The sequence below is a fragment of the Psychrobacter sp. NPDC078501 genome (genome assembly GCF_044900935.1).
GTDB lineage: Bacteria > Pseudomonadota > Gammaproteobacteria > Pseudomonadales > Moraxellaceae > Psychrobacter.
The window spans coordinates 541,365-558,984 of record NZ_JBJDOS010000002.1 but is presented as its reverse complement, the minus strand read 5'-3'; the positions used below and the strand labels follow the sequence as shown (position 1 = coordinate 558,984).

Annotated in this window: 17 protein-coding genes; 4 read left to right on the top strand and 13 right to left on the bottom strand. The window is 41.2% G+C overall.

From position 1 onward, the window contains the following. Positions 1-30: 30 nt before the first annotated feature. From hfq to ACI2IW_RS05265, 5 genes are all read right to left on the bottom strand, one after another. Positions 31-558, bottom strand: a complete 528-nt coding sequence (hfq, locus tag ACI2IW_RS05285) for an RNA chaperone Hfq (RefSeq protein WP_290176850.1) — start codon at positions 556-558, stop codon at positions 31-33. 327 nt (positions 559-885) lie between these two features. After that, positions 886-2,052: a tRNA (adenosine(37)-N6)-dimethylallyltransferase MiaA gene (miaA, locus tag ACI2IW_RS05280; protein ID WP_404692910.1), complete on the bottom strand. Its 1,167-nt coding sequence runs from the start codon at positions 2,050-2,052 to the stop codon at positions 886-888. 82 nt (positions 2,053-2,134) lie between these two features. Further along, positions 2,135-3,910: a DNA mismatch repair endonuclease MutL gene (mutL, locus tag ACI2IW_RS05275; protein WP_404692909.1), complete on the bottom strand. Its 1,776-nt coding sequence runs from the start codon at positions 3,908-3,910 to the stop codon at positions 2,135-2,137. A 53-nt stretch (positions 3,911-3,963) separates the two neighbouring features. After that, positions 3,964-4,494, bottom strand: a complete 531-nt coding sequence (tsaE, locus tag ACI2IW_RS05270) for a tRNA (adenosine(37)-N6)-threonylcarbamoyltransferase complex ATPase subunit type 1 TsaE (protein WP_404692908.1) — start codon at positions 4,492-4,494, stop codon at positions 3,964-3,966. Continuing rightward, positions 4,494-5,114: a 6-pyruvoyl trahydropterin synthase family protein gene (locus tag ACI2IW_RS05265; protein ID WP_404692907.1), complete on the bottom strand. Its 621-nt coding sequence runs from the start codon at positions 5,112-5,114 to the stop codon at positions 4,494-4,496. The genes tsaE and ACI2IW_RS05265 overlap by 1 nt, the downstream gene beginning before the upstream one ends. Positions 5,115-5,504: 390 nt before the next feature. Here ACI2IW_RS05265 and ACI2IW_RS05260 point away from each other — a divergent pair, with 390 nt between their 5' ends. Then, a complete protein-coding gene (locus ACI2IW_RS05260; protein WP_256958865.1) occupies positions 5,505-5,630 on the top strand; it encodes a hypothetical protein in 126 nt (41 codons plus the stop codon). 125 nt (positions 5,631-5,755) lie between these two features. Here ACI2IW_RS05260 and ACI2IW_RS05255 read toward each other — a convergent pair whose 3' ends face one another. Continuing rightward, on the bottom strand, positions 5,756-6,088 hold the full coding sequence (locus ACI2IW_RS05255) for a YnfA family protein (protein WP_404692906.1): 333 nt from the start codon (positions 6,086-6,088) through the stop codon (positions 5,756-5,758). 224 nt (positions 6,089-6,312) lie between these two features. Between ACI2IW_RS05255 and htpX the strand changes: the two genes are divergently transcribed. Beyond that, positions 6,313-7,224 (top strand): protease HtpX, encoded by a 912-nt coding sequence (gene htpX / locus ACI2IW_RS05250; RefSeq protein ID WP_404692905.1) that lies wholly within the window; start codon positions 6,313-6,315, stop codon positions 7,222-7,224. Between the two features lie 162 nt (positions 7,225-7,386). Here the strand turns inward: htpX and ACI2IW_RS05245 are convergent, their stop codons facing one another. The 4 genes from ACI2IW_RS05245 to ACI2IW_RS05230 all read right to left on the bottom strand — a co-directional run bounded on the left by ACI2IW_RS05245 (position 7,387) and on the right by ACI2IW_RS05230 (position 11,404). Beyond that, a complete protein-coding gene (locus ACI2IW_RS05245; protein ID WP_404692904.1) occupies positions 7,387-7,941 on the bottom strand; it encodes a hypothetical protein in 555 nt (184 codons plus the stop codon). A gap of 72 nt (positions 7,942-8,013) precedes the next feature. Beyond that, positions 8,014-8,445, bottom strand: a complete 432-nt coding sequence (locus ACI2IW_RS05240; protein WP_404692903.1) for a mCpol domain-containing protein — start codon at positions 8,443-8,445, stop codon at positions 8,014-8,016. Between the two features lie 167 nt (positions 8,446-8,612). After that, the gene (locus ACI2IW_RS05235) at positions 8,613-9,887 is read right to left on the bottom strand and encodes a saccharopine dehydrogenase family protein (protein ID WP_102091503.1); all 1,275 of its coding nucleotides are present in this window, start codon (positions 9,885-9,887) and stop codon (positions 8,613-8,615) included. Positions 9,888-10,162: 275 nt separating this feature from the next. After that, positions 10,163-11,404 carry a carboxynorspermidine decarboxylase gene (locus ACI2IW_RS05230; RefSeq protein WP_404692902.1) on the bottom strand — a complete coding sequence of 414 codons (1,242 nt, stop codon included), beginning with the start codon at positions 11,402-11,404 and terminating at the stop codon, positions 10,163-10,165. Positions 11,405-11,503: 99 nt separating this feature from the next. Here ACI2IW_RS05230 and ACI2IW_RS05225 point away from each other — a divergent pair, with 99 nt between their 5' ends. Next, positions 11,504-12,169: a DUF924 family protein gene (locus tag ACI2IW_RS05225; RefSeq protein ID WP_404692901.1), complete on the top strand. Its 666-nt coding sequence runs from the start codon at positions 11,504-11,506 to the stop codon at positions 12,167-12,169. Between the two features lie 136 nt (positions 12,170-12,305). Here the strand turns inward: ACI2IW_RS05225 and ACI2IW_RS05220 are convergent, their stop codons facing one another. The 3 genes from ACI2IW_RS05220 to lpxB all read right to left on the bottom strand — a co-directional run bounded on the left by ACI2IW_RS05220 (position 12,306) and on the right by lpxB (position 16,101). Then, positions 12,306-13,547: a CAP domain-containing protein gene (locus ACI2IW_RS05220; RefSeq protein WP_404692900.1), complete on the bottom strand. Its 1,242-nt coding sequence runs from the start codon at positions 13,545-13,547 to the stop codon at positions 12,306-12,308. 336 nt (positions 13,548-13,883) lie between these two features. Beyond that, on the bottom strand, positions 13,884-14,762 hold the full coding sequence (locus tag ACI2IW_RS05215; RefSeq protein ID WP_404692899.1) for a ribonuclease HII: 879 nt from the start codon (positions 14,760-14,762) through the stop codon (positions 13,884-13,886). A 22-nt stretch (positions 14,763-14,784) separates the two neighbouring features. After that, the gene (lpxB, locus tag ACI2IW_RS05210; protein ID WP_404692898.1) at positions 14,785-16,101 is read right to left on the bottom strand and encodes a lipid-A-disaccharide synthase; all 1,317 of its coding nucleotides are present in this window, start codon (positions 16,099-16,101) and stop codon (positions 14,785-14,787) included. Between the two features lie 429 nt (positions 16,102-16,530). On the opposite strand from lpxB, the gene ACI2IW_RS05205 reads away from it, so the two are divergent. Then, positions 16,531-17,613: a 3-deoxy-7-phosphoheptulonate synthase gene (locus ACI2IW_RS05205; RefSeq protein WP_102078467.1), complete on the top strand. Its 1,083-nt coding sequence runs from the start codon at positions 16,531-16,533 to the stop codon at positions 17,611-17,613. Positions 17,614-17,620 lie beyond the last annotated feature (7 nt).

Genomic DNA, 17,620 nt, shown 5'->3' with positions numbered 1-17,620 from the left:
CTAGACAACATGCTCAATTAATGCAATAAGTTAGCTGTTGCTATCATTAGAACCGTCGTTTGGCTTATCTTCAAAGCCTGTAGTATCTGCTGTGACATCGAACCCACGATCTTGACCGAAGCCACCACGCTCAAATCCGCGCTCTTGACCTTGACCGAAACTACCACGTTCAAAGCCGCGATCCTGACCTTGGCTAAAACCACCACGATTAAATCCACTACGACTCGATGCAAATCCGCGCTCTTCAAAGCCGCCAGCAGCAGGGTTGCTACCACGTTCAAAGCCACCGCCTTGATAACCAGTCGGTACTGCGCTCTGAGGCTGAGCACTTGTACCTGTCGTCGTACTACTACGCGGGTTACGCGCTGGCACGACTGTTGAAATGGCGTGTTTGTATACCATTTGGCTCACTGTGTTTTTCAAAAGAACGACATATTGATCAAATGATTCAATTTGGCCTTGTAATTTAATGCCATTTACCAAGAAAATAGAGACAGGAATGCGATCTTTGCGCAGCGAGTTCAAGAACGGATCTTGTAAAGTTTGTCCTTTTGACATGAAATCTCTCCTAAGTATTATATAGTTATGTTTTGGGTGCCAATTATTTTAAGTGTTAATTTAATTATAATGGCTAAAAGGTAGATACAATAAGGTGTTTTCTTTATAAAACGTATCTAAATAAATATTCGTTGCTCTTAAGTGATTCCACTTTATCGCGAATACGTTATTATTGTAAATAATTAAGTAACTAGTTGTTTCATTAATAATTTTTGTCTACAAAAGTTCATAAGCCAGACATCATAACAACGCTCAATGCACTGAGCCGAATTATAACAGCTATCTATGTCAATCTTTGAAACTAATTGTGTTAGCTATCATTGCACCTTAAGACAAGTACTCTCGTGTTTCGGCCATGGTTTCAAACGTTTGTAATGTCATATGACTGCTAGCATCAGCCTTGTTCTCAGATTCTGCTATCCCATTTGATGACGCACTGGGCAACTGCATTACCTTTCTTAGCCATGTGTACTGACGTTTTGCTAGCTGTCTTGTAGCATATAATGCCTTATTTTGCATTTCCTGACAAGCAAGCTCCTCGGTCTCTTGGCTAGCCATGTTTGGTTGAGCAGCTGACTGAGCAACATTATCTGAGATTTCTTTTTCTTCGTTGGCAGCTATATGCCTTCCAAAAGCTTCATAAAATTGAGCTTTATCCAGATGAGTCTCATCAAATATTGGATGATCAATATGCACCAAGTATTCTAGTACTTGCCTGTAGCCCACACAGCGCATCGAAGGCATATTAGGCGTGAGCGGAAACTTTTTTAGTAAGTCTATGACTTCAGCCACTAGCCCTTCATTCCACATGATATCTAGACGTTGTTCGATACGATCATGTAGCCATGGACGATCTGGCATTACCGATAGCGCATGCCATTGTTGATTCGGATTATTTGCCAATGCTTGCTTTGGCTTGCGCTGCCAGTCACTTATTGGAATATGTGTTTGTAGATAGACTTCAATTGCTCGCGTGATACGCTGAGTATCAGTAGCATTCAAGCGCTCATGACTTATAGGGTCTATACTCCCCAAATAATCATATAAAGCGCTAATACCTTCCTCTTGACGCCACTGCTCTACGCGCGCCCGTACGCTGTCATCGCTATCAGGCACAGGAGACAATCCATCGAGTAGCGCCATGTAATACATCATGGTGCCACCTACTAATAATGGTATTTTTCCATTTCTGTGACACTCGTCAATAATACGAGCAACGTCACTGACAAACTCCGCCACACTATAGCTTTGCATAGGATCAATGATATCGACCAAATGATGTGGATAACGCGCCAGCTCAGCAGCTGTTGGTTTGGCTGTGCCAATATTCATATCACGATATATCAGTGCTGAGTCCACAGAAATTAATTCAAAACGACCTGTATCGTATAGCTCGTACGCCAGTGATGTCTTGCCGCTAGCAGTTGGTGCCATAAGACAAACCACGCTATTATCCGCCAGCTTGTGAGAGATGCTATCAGACGAATGTTGCATAAAGTGGCCTTTCATAATATATGGATAACTCGGATATCGATTGGTTTAATTGCTTTAAGATATTGTAATTATTTTCAGATATTTAGGATAGCATTAGCTTTACTAAGCTGTGACTGTCTATCGCTTTAATAGCATTGTTCATGATTATTTCAGTAAGATCATTCACAAAAACTATTGAATCTTGCGCAGACATTTGCGTATTGACCGTCATAAGTTGCTGATTAACCTCAGTAGCACTGATTAGCAATCTATCTTTTTTGAATACTTGCTGACTAGAGGTAAGTGACTCAAATAACTGGTTTATTTTAGACTGCCAATCTTTAGCACTTATCAGTACGCACTGCCCTTGGTGATAAAATAACAACCAAGGTAGACTTCTATCCTCTATGCTTGAATCAATACCGACAGCTTCTACATCGTTGATCATATCTAAGCAAATTGGTAAAGAGACAGAAGTAGCTGCTACAACGGAATAATGTGACGTGCTGTTGTTACTTTGGTCTGATCGTTCATTGATATGAGATCGCAATGACTCTTGCAATAAAGGATTATTTGAAAGTGATTGGTTTGCAGTAGTCTGATAAGACCGCTTATTAGATTCTACTTGATTATTCTGACTTTGGTTATTGCTAGACTGACTACTAAAGATAGGCATTTCAGACAAACGACTTTCAGAAGCATTTTCGTTTGATAATTTTGCAGATATGTATTGGCTGTCAGTTTCTGGCTTCGGTACAGATTTAGATGCAGAATCAATTCCAAGCCCAAATTTAGCTACATCGATCGTTTTCAACTGCGCACGAATTGTATGGCCTAAGTGCGCCATGATATTATTCAATGGACTGATTTTGATACGTTGTTTAGATGGATGTACATTGATATTTAACCATTGGGTTGGTAAATCAAAATACAGTGCATACCCCATACCTGCTAGCTGCGCACCTTGTGCCAGTTGACGTATTTGATTGCTAATCAACGCTTCTTTTACTAGCCTACCATTTACATAAATCAGCTTTGGTAAATCAGTTTTTTCATGATGCAATAGCCATAACCAGCCACTAATCGCTGCTTGATTAACATTGCTATCATCGTACGCTACAGACGACTGCACCAGACTCGACAAATCTATCGATATTGCTAATGCATTATCTGTCAATGCCATACCAGTCGCTTGTTCCAACCGCGGTAGTGGCAAACGACTGTCATTGTTACCACTAATACTCGTAGCACTTGCAGATAATGATAGCCGCTGTTTATTGTCATGAAAAAGTGTCAAAGCAACATCGGCACGCGCCAGTGCGACTTCTCGAACAATGGTTTCGATATGACCGAACTCAGTAGCAATAGATTTCAAATTGCCACGGCGGGCAGGCACGTTAAAATACAAGTCTTTTACGACAATCGTAGTACCGCGGTTATGGACAACTGGTAACAGTTTCGGTGTGTCATCCAATACGCCAGCGACCTGTAATTGGCGACCGATACCGCTCTCATCATGACTACTGGTTAAGGTCAAACGCGAGACAGCAGCCATCGCCGCTAACGCTTCACCGCGAAAACCCAGTGTCGTAATACCATGCAAATTAGCAACGTCAGCAACCTTACTGGTCGCATGACGAGTGATGGCCATAACCATGTCATCAGGATGAATACCGACCCCATTATCCACCACTTCAATTAGGCCCATACCGCCTTGAGTGATGCGCACCTCAATATTGGTCGCACCAGCATCGATGGCATTTTCCAGCAACTCTTTGACCACTGCTGCTGGACGTGTCACCACTTCACCTGCTGCTAATTGATTGATCAGCAACGGCGATAGTTTTTTAATGCGGGTATTAGGATGATTATCTGGCATGGATAGATGTCGTATTTTTGGAAAGTAGCGTTTGGTATAATTTAGATATTCATTTAGATGTCAAGTTGCGATAGATCCAAGCCCTGCGCTTGACCTACCTTTGACAATCTCAACTGCACTTGGCGAGCTTCAGTGTCATTATCATCGCTGACACTTTGAGTCATATCGATGAACAACGTGGGCGGCGGAAGATAGCTATCAGCGCGGCTAGCCCATTCGATGATGACTAGCGCTTCAAGCTCATCGAGATACTCATCAAACCCAATAAAAGACAGCTCTTCTGGATCTTGGAGACGATATAAATCTGCATGATAAACTGGCTTGATCGAACCATCTTTTCGCTGAATACTATAAGGCTCAACCAAGGTATAGGTTGGGCTTTTTACCGCACCTGTATGACCAAGCGCTTGTAACCAATAACGCGTCAATGTCGTTTTACCAGCGCCCAAGTCCCCTGCCAGCCACACGCTACCTGTCAGTGGTAATGTCGCTAATTGCTCAGCCAATGCTTGAGTATCTTGCTCAGCATTGAGTATGAGAGTCTTTAGGTATTTGCCATTTTCTATAGATTGAGTATCACACATCAGACTGAACCTGCTTGTACTTGCTCTGTCTGAACCTGCATGGTCACGGTTGGATTGGTAAAGCTTTCACCACGAATCAGCTTGGCATATAGCTCAGAGTCAGTCCACTCAGCACTAACCTGCTCACTGAATTCAAAGTCCTCTAAAACTAGCTTACCCATTTGATCGTTTGCAACATCATCAGCAAAACACTGCGCATACCCTGTCGCCGTCTCGTGAGCAATTACTGAGTACACGCTGACATCTGCTTCACCATTTTGCATTTGTGTCTGACGTAGTATTTCTTGTGCCCAAAAGAATATCACTCGCGAAAACTGCTCTGCCGATGGTGAAACTGGCAAGCTGATCCAACGTGCGCTGAATTTCTTACACGCTGCGACATACTCAGGATCATCTTTGTTCCAAAAACAAATAGCATGATCAAAGCTATCAATAATGTCTTTTATAGAAGATTTTAGCAGACCAAAGTCATAAACCATTTGCCCATGGTCTAAACGAGTGGCCTCAAGGATCAGCTCAATCTGATAGCTGTGGCCATGAATCGAATGCTTACAGCGTTCAGAACTACAGTTACGAACGATGTGAGCATTTTCAAATTTGAACAGTTTACGAATACGCATAATAATTTGACCAAAACAGTAAGCACTATGGTGCTAAATGTTAATAAATAAGAGTTTGCCGCGTTTATAAATCGGTTTATAACTCATTATAGCAAATCGCCATGTATCCGTAAGTAAGCACTTATTAATACAATGATTGATTGAACGAATCAATTGATAGACTAGGACTAACCTTATAAGAGTTGCTCGTCATTCTGCACAAAGAACACTTAGCGAAAACCATAAACGATTTGAACGATAATTGAATCGTAGACGAATTGTGCGAGCGCTATCTATTACTAAAGCTTAAGCCTATACTCTATTCAGTAAACAGCTATGTTAGCTGTATTCACACTGTCTTGAATTCGCTGAACTTTGCGTAATGAGTAGTGTGCTGTAAAAAAGGAAACGATGATGAGCAAAGGTCAAGATAGTAAGAAGAACGTTAAGAAAAAACCCCTTTTGACTGCTAAAGAGAAGAAAGCTGCCAAACAAGCCAAGAAAGACGACAATGGTAGTATTTTAGGCAAACATTAATAATCAATACATCAATATGCCAATCTGACCTAACCGTTTGATTGGTATTTTTTTGGTTCGTCATTGGCTTTTATAAGTACTACTCTTTTAATTAGGCACTGTTTTTTCTTAAGTAATGTCTTTAATTAGGCCCCGCGCGGTGCAAACATAATAATCGCCATTCCTGATAGTGCAACTACTGAACCCACTATGTCCCACATGGTTGGTCGTATACCATTGACCGTCCACAACCATAAAATCGCCATACATATATAAACACCACCATATGCTGCATAGACCCTGCCCGCAGCAGTCGGATGTAATGACAGCAGCCAAACAAACGCGACCAAACTCAGCGCACCAGGTATCAGTAGCCAGATTGACTTGCCTTCACGCAGCCATAGATAAGGCAGATAACATCCTGCAATTTCAGCCAATGCAGTAAGCGCAAATAGCCCAACCGTCTTTAATTCTGTCAAAAATTACTACTCCTCATCTTCTACTTTTCTAATCTACTAAAACCAGCCAGGTATTGTACGGCATTCCCCAAAATAATCACCCTATCTCTGTCACCACTTATAAAAAGCTATTTTTTCTAACATTACAGTCAAAATCACAGTAAAATCTATCATAACAAACAAACCTCTTAGAGAACCATCTATCGAGGCCATACCGATACTTTACATAGGAAGTTAGCGTCACGATGCGCATTGGATTATTTTTATTAACCAACTTAGCAGTGATTATGGTATTTAGCATTGTGTTTGGTATATTGTCGAGATTTTTTGGGATTGGCGGCGTGCACAGCGCAGGTGGTCTTAACTACATTAGTCTTGCCATTATGTGTGGTATCTACGGTATGGTTGGCTCGATGATCTCGCTATTTATATCGAAGTGGATGGCCAAAAGATCCACTGGTACGGTAGTCATAGAATTGCCACGCACCGCTACTGAGCAATGGTTAGTTGATACAGTCGCCAAACAAGCACGAGCCGTAAATATCGGTATGCCTGAGGTTGGTATTTTTAATAATTCGCAGCCAAATGCCTTTGCGACTGGTTGGGATAAAAATAAAGCGCTAGTGGCAGTTTCATCTGGTCTACTACAGAATATGAATCAAGATGAAGTCGAAGCGGTACTAGCTCATGAGATTGGCCATGTGGCCAACGGTGATATGGTAACCCTTGCCCTTATTCAAGGCGTGGTCAATGCGTTTGTAATGTTCTTTGCACGTATTGTCGGTAGTTTCGTTGACCGTACTGTGTTTAAAAACACTAGTGACCACCCCGGTATTGGTTACTTTATTACCAGTATTGTAATGGATATCTTACTTGGGTTTTTGGCGTCTGCTATCGTGATGTGGTTCTCACGCTTACGTGAATTCCGTGCGGATCAAATGGGCGCAAAACTTGCCAGCCGCGAAAAAATGATCAGTGCGCTTGATGCGTTGCGCCCCTCTGCACAGCGACCGGATCAAATGCCTGAGAGTATGAAAGCGTTTGCAATCTCGTCTGGGCAAACTCAAGGCTTTAGTATTGCAAACCTATTCCGCTCACACCCAACGCTTGATTACCGTATTGCGGCGTTAAGGAATTATAATCCTAGTGAGGGGTAATTAAGGTTATCACTCTATGATTTACTCTAAATATAATCTATAGATGGATTTGATAGCAGTATAATAGTGATTGGCTAAAACCATATTAATCAGTTGAACATACTGGTTTGGCCAATACATAGCCTGTTAAATACAATTTATAGATAGCTACTCTGAAATGTATTAGTAAAAAGATACATCTTTATCTGGGTCATCACATATTTTTTGTAGCTTTATTCTTCCTACTGTTTTCCTGTCTGTGTAGTAACTACCTGAAAGCTCGTAAATTTTATCTTCTTCTGTTTCTATAATTCTTATATCAAATAATGTTGAACCATTATACGAAGACCAACTCGGATTTTTAGGAGTTGAACGATATACGTAGTATAGTTTTTTTTGACCTTGTTCTATTGTTGGTGTTGTTTCTATAGTAATTGATTTTGTTGTTTCACCATGCATATCAATCTGAGTTGCCAATAGTGATTGACGAATCACAGCTTTCACTACAAGAGTTCTGTTATCCTCAAGGGTCACTTCACCTTCCCATGTTCCATTCAAATCAGGAAACATAGATTTATTAAAATAAGTAAGAAAAGCCCACAGTTTTCTAGCAAAAAATGATTTTAATAAAATCATCATTATAAGAGTGCTGACAATAGTGGATATAGTAATTACTAACGTCAATTGAACATCTGAAAGTAAATAGGTTCTTATTAAGAAGTAAACTCCTATACTCATTACAGTAGTAGCCAAAACTACATATTTAAGAATAAGATCAAACCTTATAATTCTGAACAATTTTTTTGCTCCTTATAAGCCTAGTTTTGCATAGTTGTGTAAGCAATTTTTTCCGTTAGATTTAGCTGACATCAATGCTATATAGGCTTCGCTAAGACTTGTACCTATCCCAGCAGAAAAAGTCATGTTATTAGGTGCTAGTATTTGTATTTCTTGAAATATAGCTTCCAAGCTAATATCTGACTCTGTGGATGCTACGACTCCATCGGCAGCACAAAATATAATATCAAAACCGTAATCTTGGAGTTTTGCGGCTATTTCCTTCGTAAACTCATACAGTGATTGACTAATGTACATCAACTCTTGACGATTGTTACTCAGATAGCAAGAGGTGATTTTTCTACCTATATCGTCACCATCAATTGAAATATAATTCAAAATAAATCCTATTTGATAAATCAGAGAGAGTAGCATTAATATATTAGCAACGACATAGTAACTCACATTTGTACTTTACAGTTCAAATTACGATATTACTACTATCCTTGGAAGTAGCCCCTACTACCTCAACTAAGATATACGGCAAAATTATATTTTTATTAAATAATAAAAAATCAACATAAAAAAAGCCTATCTATATAAGACAGGCTTTTCTAAATAACATTTGCTAATTAAATATCAAACTCAAGCGCTCTATCACCTTCGCTATCTTTGATACGCGTTGGCAAACCAATCTTATTTAATAGATTGATAAATGGCTTGGCATCTAACTCTTCGACGTTGACCATCTTGCCTGCATCCCATTCGCCAGTCGCGACTAGTATCGCAGCGGCAACGGGAGGCACGCCTGCGGTATAAGAGATACCTTGGCTACCAACTTCGTTGTAAGCATCTTTATGATCTGAAACGTTATAGATAAACACTTCAGTCTCAACACCATTGATCTTGCCTTTAACTTTGTCACCGATACAGGTCTTGCCTGTATAGTTCGGTGCAAGTGAGCTTGGATCTGGTAGTACTGCTTTAACGACTTTTAGTGGTACCACTTCTTGACCTTCAGCAGTCATCACTGGCTGCTCAGACAACAATCCTAAGCTCTGTAGGACAGTGAAGACATTGATGTAGTGCTCACCAAAACCCATCCAAAAGCGAATATTTGGTACATCTAGATTGGCTGACAATGAATGTACTTCATCATGACCACTCAGATAGCTGTTTTGCACACCCACAACTGGCAAGTCGTCAGTACGTTTGACTTCAAACATTTTGTTAGACTGCCACTTGCTGTCTTGCCACGAGTAAACCGTACCGGTAAACTCACGGAAGTTGATCTCTGGGTCAAAGTTGGTCGCAAAGTATTTACCATGGCTACCCGCATTGATATCAATAATATCGATATCCGTCACAGATCCTGCATCCATCATGTCATAGCCAAGACGCGCGTAGGCGTTGACCATACCAGGATCAAACCCTGCACCTAAGATAGCAGTTACATTGTTGTCTGCACAGCGCTCTTTACGTTGCCACTCATAGTTGTTGTACCACGGCGGTGTCTCACAAATCTTGCGCGGGTCTTCATGAATAGCCGTATCTATGTAGGCAGTACCTGTCTCAATGCAGGCTTCTAGTACGGTCATATTGATAAATGCCGAACCAACATTGATGACTATTTGTATTCCAGTGTCTTGTATCAGCTGCACGAGTGCTTGGCTGTCCATCGCATCGACTTGATGCGTATGCAAGACCGCAGCCTGCTTAAAGCTGTCTTTTTCTTTTACACTTTGGGCGATGGCATCGCATTTGTCTTTTGTACGTGAGGCGATATGAATCTCGCCAAGTACATCATTGTGCATCGCACATTTATGCGCGACCACTTGAGCGACACCGCCTGCTCCGATGATCAGTACGTCTTTTTTGTTGGGCTTAGCTTGTTGGTTTGTGTTCAATGAACAATCCTCCTTTGTGTCCCTGTCGATACCATTGATAGCGGCTATGCAAAACAGAAACGAGTGAATGATATGCGTGAATTAAAAAGGAAGACCGAGGAAAACCCACGCACCCGTCGGGCAAATAATACTCCATTATTTGCCCGACGCGATTATAACAATTTTTATTCCCTTATCGGTAAAAAATAATGTATCAATAGCAGATACCTTAAAATTACCCATTATTAAGACTAAGCCTTTGTTTTCTAATGTAGAAAAGTCTTAGAAATATCGCGTTAAGACAAGCTGGCTTTATAATCTTGATAATTAAACTCACGCTGGATATCGATACTGCCATCCAATCGGCGGATGACTATCGCTGGCATGTTGACACCATTGAACCAGTTTTTCTTAACCATTGTATAACCAGCAGCATTGCCAAAGGCAATCTTATCGCCTATCTGAAGATTACTCGGTAATGCATACTCGCCGAAAATATCACCTGCCAAGCAAGAACGACCATAAATAATGGTATGGTCTGCTGACTCAGCATTCGCTTCAGACGGTGCAGCTTCTGCAGGATTACCGATAGGCGCAATATTGGCAACTGTATAGTTAATCGCAGCAATCGGTGCTGACTCACGATAAATCAATAGATCAAGCATATGCGCTTCAATAGAAGCATCGACGACTGCTAGGTTTTTTTCATTATGCATGGTATCCAATACAGTAGTTACCAACGTGCCCGCACCGTGAATACTGGCTTCACCCGGCTCAAGATACACTTGCACACCATAGGTTACGCTAAACGCTTTCAAACGTGCAGCTAACTTTTCTAATGGATAGTCAGGCGCGATAAAGTGGATACCACCGCCTAAACTAACCCACTCAAGCTGCGCTAAGATATCACCAAACCTTTCTTCAATATCCGCCAAGCTTTCACTAAAGGCTTCAAAACTGTCATTTTCACAATTGTTATGAATCATAACGCCAGTGATATCACCAAGTACCGCTGCGATTTTATCTTTATCGTGCTCACCAAGACGACTAAATGGACGTGCAGGATCAGCAATCAAAAACGATGAGTTGCTGGTCTTTGGATTGAGTCGTAGACCTACGGGGATATTTTGCACGGCGGCTTGCGCTTTAAAAGCGTTGAGCTGTGAGATTGAGTTAAAGATTATTTTATCCGCATAGTTCAACACTTCAGGGATTTCGTCTGCACTATAGGCGACGCTATAAGCATGCGTTTCTTTTTTATCGCTGCTACTGGCATCATCGTTATTACCAAAGGTCTCATAGCCTAATCTGACTTCGTTAAGTGAAGACGAAGTCGTGCCATGCAGATAAGGCTGCATCACATCAAAAACACCCCATGTGGCAAAGCATTTTAGTGCCAATAATGCTTTTGCACCAGACAGCTCACATAGCCTAGCGATGATTTTCATGTTGGCGACGATGGCCGCTTCATCAAGCACATAGTAAGGCGTTGGTGGCAATGACACGTTGATAGAATTCTCTAGATTTTTTGCATTCATAATAGATTACCTAATAGACACTCTGCTGTTGGTATCTTGACAGACAGATATAAATATTTGCGCTATAGTAGACTAAATTCATCATAATTAGAATATCTTATGGCACTCTCAACCGATTATTCTACCTCAGCCAGTCGATCCCATTCATCACAATTGGATCCGAAAAACATAGATTTGACTTATCTAGATCCTGATGCGCGTGCCGTGTTGGATTTTTGGTTTGATAAAAACAATGAAGCGTACTGGTTTGAACAAAACGATCGTTTTGATAAGCAAATACAAGATAAGTTTGGCGGCATTTGGGAAGCAGCGAAACAAGGCGAATGTGTCAGTTGGCGTATCGCAGAGTCTTCATTGGATGGTAATAGCTCGATAACGGCGTTGGCAGGACGCTTGGCAGAAATTATTGTGCTGGATCAGTTTTCACGCAATTTATGTCGCGGACAAGCAAGTTCATTTGCGCAAGATGGTATGGCATTAGCACTCGCCCAAGAAGCCATTCAACAGCCTTATTTTGATACTCTACCGATGCAATGGCGTAGATTTATTATCATACCGTTTATGCACTCTGAGTCGGCCATGATTCATAAGCGTTATCTACCGCTATTTGAACAATTAGATGATGCAAACACATTGGACTTTGAACATCGTCACAAACAAATCATTGATCAATTCGGGCGATACCCACATCGCAACGAGGTACTAAATCGCGACTCAACCGAAGATGAAAAAAACTTTTTAAAACAGCCTAACTCATCCTTTTAGGCGAGATTCCTAGTACTGCTTAAAGATACTCAAAGTTATTACACAAAAAATTATCACATAAAAAGAAGGTCTGAATCATATCACTGGTTCAGACCTTCTTTTTTACGATCAATATTTAGAGAGTATTAGATACTTATCAGTAATTTACCTTACCAGTAGTAAACGTAAATAACTGCTGCTCTAATGCTTTATCGTTAACCAAAATATCAAAGCTGACCTTATATTCGCTATTGCCATAAAGTCCACAATTGCCACCTTTATTACTACCTGATTCACAGCTTTTCAGCGCATCCGTTAATGGCAAAATAAATGCTTCATTCGTTGGTAGCGCATAATTCGTACCTTTGTACGGATCATTGTCAGAATCAAGCAATTGAATCGGCACATCTATATTACGCTGCACATCTCGGAATTTAACGTTACTCACTTTAACTTTATCAGCGGATGGCATGTTGATATAAACCGGCTGTCCGATAGGATCAGTACGTAGATTTCGCCCAGAGCCTCTGACAGGATTTGGGGTTTCGTTATAAAGTGCAGTGACTGTCCCCGTTACATCTTGACATGGGTACGTAAAAACACCTTCAAGCGTTTTATTTGCCGTGGTTTTTGTCCCTGCAGCATTGCTTACCAAAACATAGCCTTTATTGTTAGCAGTATTTTTACTACTAGGCGTATAGGTAACCACTCCTGTTCCTACCACGCCTGAAGTTGGCAACATTAAAGAGCGTAGATGATAAGGCGCTGACAACAACGACTTTGCCATAGAGCTTGCCACGGCTTCTGTACTCAAAAAATTGCCTGCCGAACTGTAATAGACAGACTGGGCAATGTTTTCAGTGACACCATATTGAGAGTTGCCATAGTCTGCATTGATCAATCGATCTGCCAGATCTAATCCACTGAAAAAAGGGTTGTTAGAACCTGTCACACTAGCAATATCGCTTATTTCATTTTCAAAATGCGCGTTAAAGCTGGTTGGTGAGCTATTAGCAAACACATATTTAATATAATTTGCATGTTGAATAGCAATATCGTCTAATTCTGTAACAACAGATAGACCATTTAGACCACAACTGGTTCTTGCTAGACTAAACTGATTGTTCGCACTTAGTGCTGCTTGTACATTATTATCAGCTGACCCATTGCCATCAACGTTAGGAGTACCACCACCTTGTTCAGTTGGTGTCGCTATAATCGGAGCAGAAATAATAGGTTCCGACGTGGTTGGCTGGGCTGTTTCATCATTTTGTGAACTGTCTGGTGTATTAGCAGATGTAGAACTACTATCAGAATCTCCGCCTCCGCCACAAGCGCTGAGAAATATGGTTAAAAATAGCACTGCCGCAAGATTTTTCTGAGAAGTATAAGAAGTCATCGCTCATCCTATAAAATAATAACCTGTTTGTGAAAAGCAATGAGAGTCAAAATCAGTTACAGGATAGTTAGTGATTGATTTAACAGTGTTTTATTTCAATATAATGTCTATTGTATTACAAGTTATGAACTTTTGCTTATTATTTTGTAAAAAAACCTGCTACTCGCTGATTGCAAGTAACAGGTTTCTTTTTAGGTCTATAGATTAACAATATGCTTAAGCTATTTTTAAGGCAAAGATATCATCTATAAAGTACGATTCTTTTGTCTCCGCTATACAGTCACTTTTTCATGATCACGTTTCTATAGTCACTTTTCTATAATCACTTGTTTATAGCTACTGTATTTCTAGCGCTTTTCTTACTGGTGCAAAACTACGTCTATGCGTTGGCAAGACACCATGTTTTTCGATTGCTTCGATGTGCGCGCGCGTCGGATAGCCTTTGTGTTTGGCAATACCATATTCTGGATATTGAGTATCCAGTGTATACATTGATTCATCCCGACTTACTTTTGCCAATATACTGGCCGCCGCAATACTAGTATGACGCGCATCTCCTTTTACCCATGCTTGACAGTCAATTGCAAATGGCGCTACCTCTAACTTTTTAAAGCTATCATAGTTCAATTCAGGGCAACGATTTCCATCAAACAGTGCTTCGATCTTTAATTGATTGAGCAACGTGCTTTTATCATTTCTAGTAGTTGAGAATGTTCCAAAAATTACTTCTAACAATGTTTCAGTACATAAGCGCATACCAAGCATCGTTGCTTGTAGGATATTCACCTGATCAATCACTGCTGCTGGTATATCAGCGATGATATAACCGATAGCATGCTGCTGAACCAATGGATAAAGGATATCGCGCTTTTTTTCACTGAGTTGTTTGGAGTCTGTCAGTATCGACAACGGCGTGTCTTTGAGCGGTTGTTCTTCAATGAGTCCTGACCAAGTTGCAGGTAACATTGCCGCTGCCACATTGACACTACCTAGTAATGGTCCGCGTCCTGCTTCATCAACGCCGATTCGTAGTATTGACTGCTCCGTATCTTGGTTATCATTAGTCAGATATTGAGTGAGCAACTCAGCGGTATTTATTTGCCCATATAAACGTATGGGCGCTGCTAACTGAATATATTGTCCTTTGACATCGATGTGCTCAATGTTAATATCAATTACTTGAACTGGGCTTTCTGTATGTTGGTTGATATGCATAATATTAGGAGGTCTTTCTCGTTTAATTAGGATTGACAGTATCGGTATTTTGGATAAACCACTGTTCAATCACGCTGTTTGCAGGCTCATGGTTACTTTGCTGTTGTAGCGACTGCTTTGTGACTAGTAAGTCGTGTAATTGCTCGGCATAAGCGCGTGGTTGCAGCAATCGCATCACGGTACGGCAAATATTGTCACCACTCGCCTGCTCTTGAATAAGCTCAGGCACAATCGGCGCATTAGCCAATATATTAGGCAATGCCACATATGGCACTTTTACCAGACGCTTGGCAATTTGGTAAGTGAGCTGATTTAATTGATAGACCACTACCATCGGCCGTTCAAGCAGCATTGCCTCCAGCGTTGCTGTACCAGATGCTAGCATCACGATATCTGATGCCGCCATGGCATGTTGGCTAAATTCCGGCTGGGTATCATCATAGACCACCACAATTGCTTCACGTAGCTGTTCTGAGCGTTGGTCGATCACTTCTTGTACGATATATTGATGGTTTTGATCGACCGTTGGAATGATGAAGCACAGCTTAGGATCTAACAGGATTAACTTTTGGATGCCATCAAGCATCAATGGCAGAATAGCTGTAATTTCACCACGCCTAGAGCCTGGCATCACACAAATAAGCTGACTCACATCATCGAAGCGTTCGATGAAGAACTGCTGCAACCCATCATTGTCCCAAACGAGCTCACTGCGACGTTGATTGATTGGCGTATCGATCAGGTTCTGATCAATGGTTCGTAGTAAGGGATGACCCACACAGATCGCTGGATGGTTATGTCGCTCATAAACTGGCAACTCAAACGGGAATAGACATAGCACCAAATTGGTTGCCGCTTTAATATTATGGATACGCGACTCGCGCCACGCCCAGATAGAAGGACTGACATACTGCACACAGAACACGCCTTGGGGCTTTAGTTTTTTGGATACTCGCAAATTAAAATCAGGCGCATCAATACCGACAAACCAATCAATATTGGCGGCTTTAAATGCGCTCAATAGCTCGCGGCGTGCTTTGAGCAAATCTGGTAGCTGCGACATGACTTCAACCAGACCCATTACCGCCAAGCGTTCTAACGGAAAAATACTCTGTAGCCCTTGCGCTTGCATTTTCGTACCGCCTACGCCTACCCAGACAATATCATCACGTAGATTATTCATTTGCCGCATAAAATCTGCGCCTAAGCTGTCACCAGATACCTCACCTGCGACGATGCCTATCACTAGCGGCGTAGCATTTATATTTGGTACTTGAGAATCCGTCTCAGCTTGATGAATGAGGTCAGTATGGTGATGAGACGTAGCAGAATCTGTCATGACAAGCTCTCGATATTAAAAATACACAAAATAAAATAAACCGTTATTATAAAATATAACGTAATAAATCAGCGATACGGCCTCATGGATAATGTGCGCACTCATCCGTACTGTTTTAATGCCACAGTTTGGGCCACCCATCGCTAATGTTGCTATCATACTTGACGATGATACAAATAGCGAAATTCACGCATAAAATCTGAGCGTTATGCACCAAAAACTCAACCAACTCTTATTAATAGATAGAAAAACCAAATGCTAAACGTGCATTTAGAACGTCAAATATCATGCTAAGTCTCTATAAGTATAACTAAGTTTTAGTTTTCTCATTCCAGTTATCAGTCAATTAACTGCTCGACTACCCTTGTCAACCAACACTTTTGTCCGCATAATGAATGTTCCTATAAATCAGCTAGACGATATATAACCATGACAACATCAGTTACCCATAATGCAGATATTGACGACGTGAATATTGAAAAATTTATTCCTTTGATTACCCCCGCCGAGCTAAAAGCCGAGCTGCCTCTGTCAGACGACGCGTATAACACCGTACTAAAAGGTCGTAATACTATTCAAGATATCTTGGATGGTAAAGACAAGCGTTTGTTTGTGGTCATTGGCCCTTGCTCTATTCACGATATCAAAGCCGCTCACGAATACGCCGATCGTTTAGCCGTATTAGCAAAAGAAATCGAAGACAGTGTATTTGTGGTCATGCGTGTTTATTTCGAAAAACCTCGTACGACGGTTGGCTGGAAAGGCATGATCAACGACCCTGACATGAATGACAGCTTTGATATAGAAAAAGGCTTGCGCACGGCTCGTAAATTGCTACTTGATTTGAATGAAAAAGGTCTACCTTGCGCAACTGAAGCACTTGATCCAAATACACCGCAGTACATCCAGGATCTAATCAGCTGGTCAGCTATTGGTGCACGTACTACTGAGAGCCAAACGCATCGCGAAATGAGCTCTGGCTTATCATGCCCAGTTGGCTTTAAGAACGGTACTGATGGTGGTATGACGGTTGCTGTAAACGCCATGCAAGCGGTTAAAGAAGGTCATAGCTTCTTAGGTCTATCATCAGATGGTAAAGTCTCTATCATCAAATCTAAAGGTAATCCTTACGCGCACGTGGTACTTCGCGGTGGTAACGGCAAGCCTAACTATGATGAAACTGCGGTAGCCCAAGTTGAAAACGAGCTGGCAAAAGGCAAGACCAATAGCAAGATTATGATTGATTCAAGTCATGCTAACTCAGGTAAAGACCCTTACCTACAACCGATGGTTATCAAAAACGTCGCCGAACAAATCCAAAACGGCAATAAATCAATTATCGGTATGATGATTGAGAGCCACTTAAAAGGCGGCAATCAAAAACTAACTGCTGATTTAAGCCAGCTTGAGTATGGCAAATCGATCACCGATGGTTGCCTAGATTGGGATAGCACTGTCACAGCATTACGTGACTTACGTGATATGGTAAAAGATGTGCTACCAAATCGCTAATAGCTAT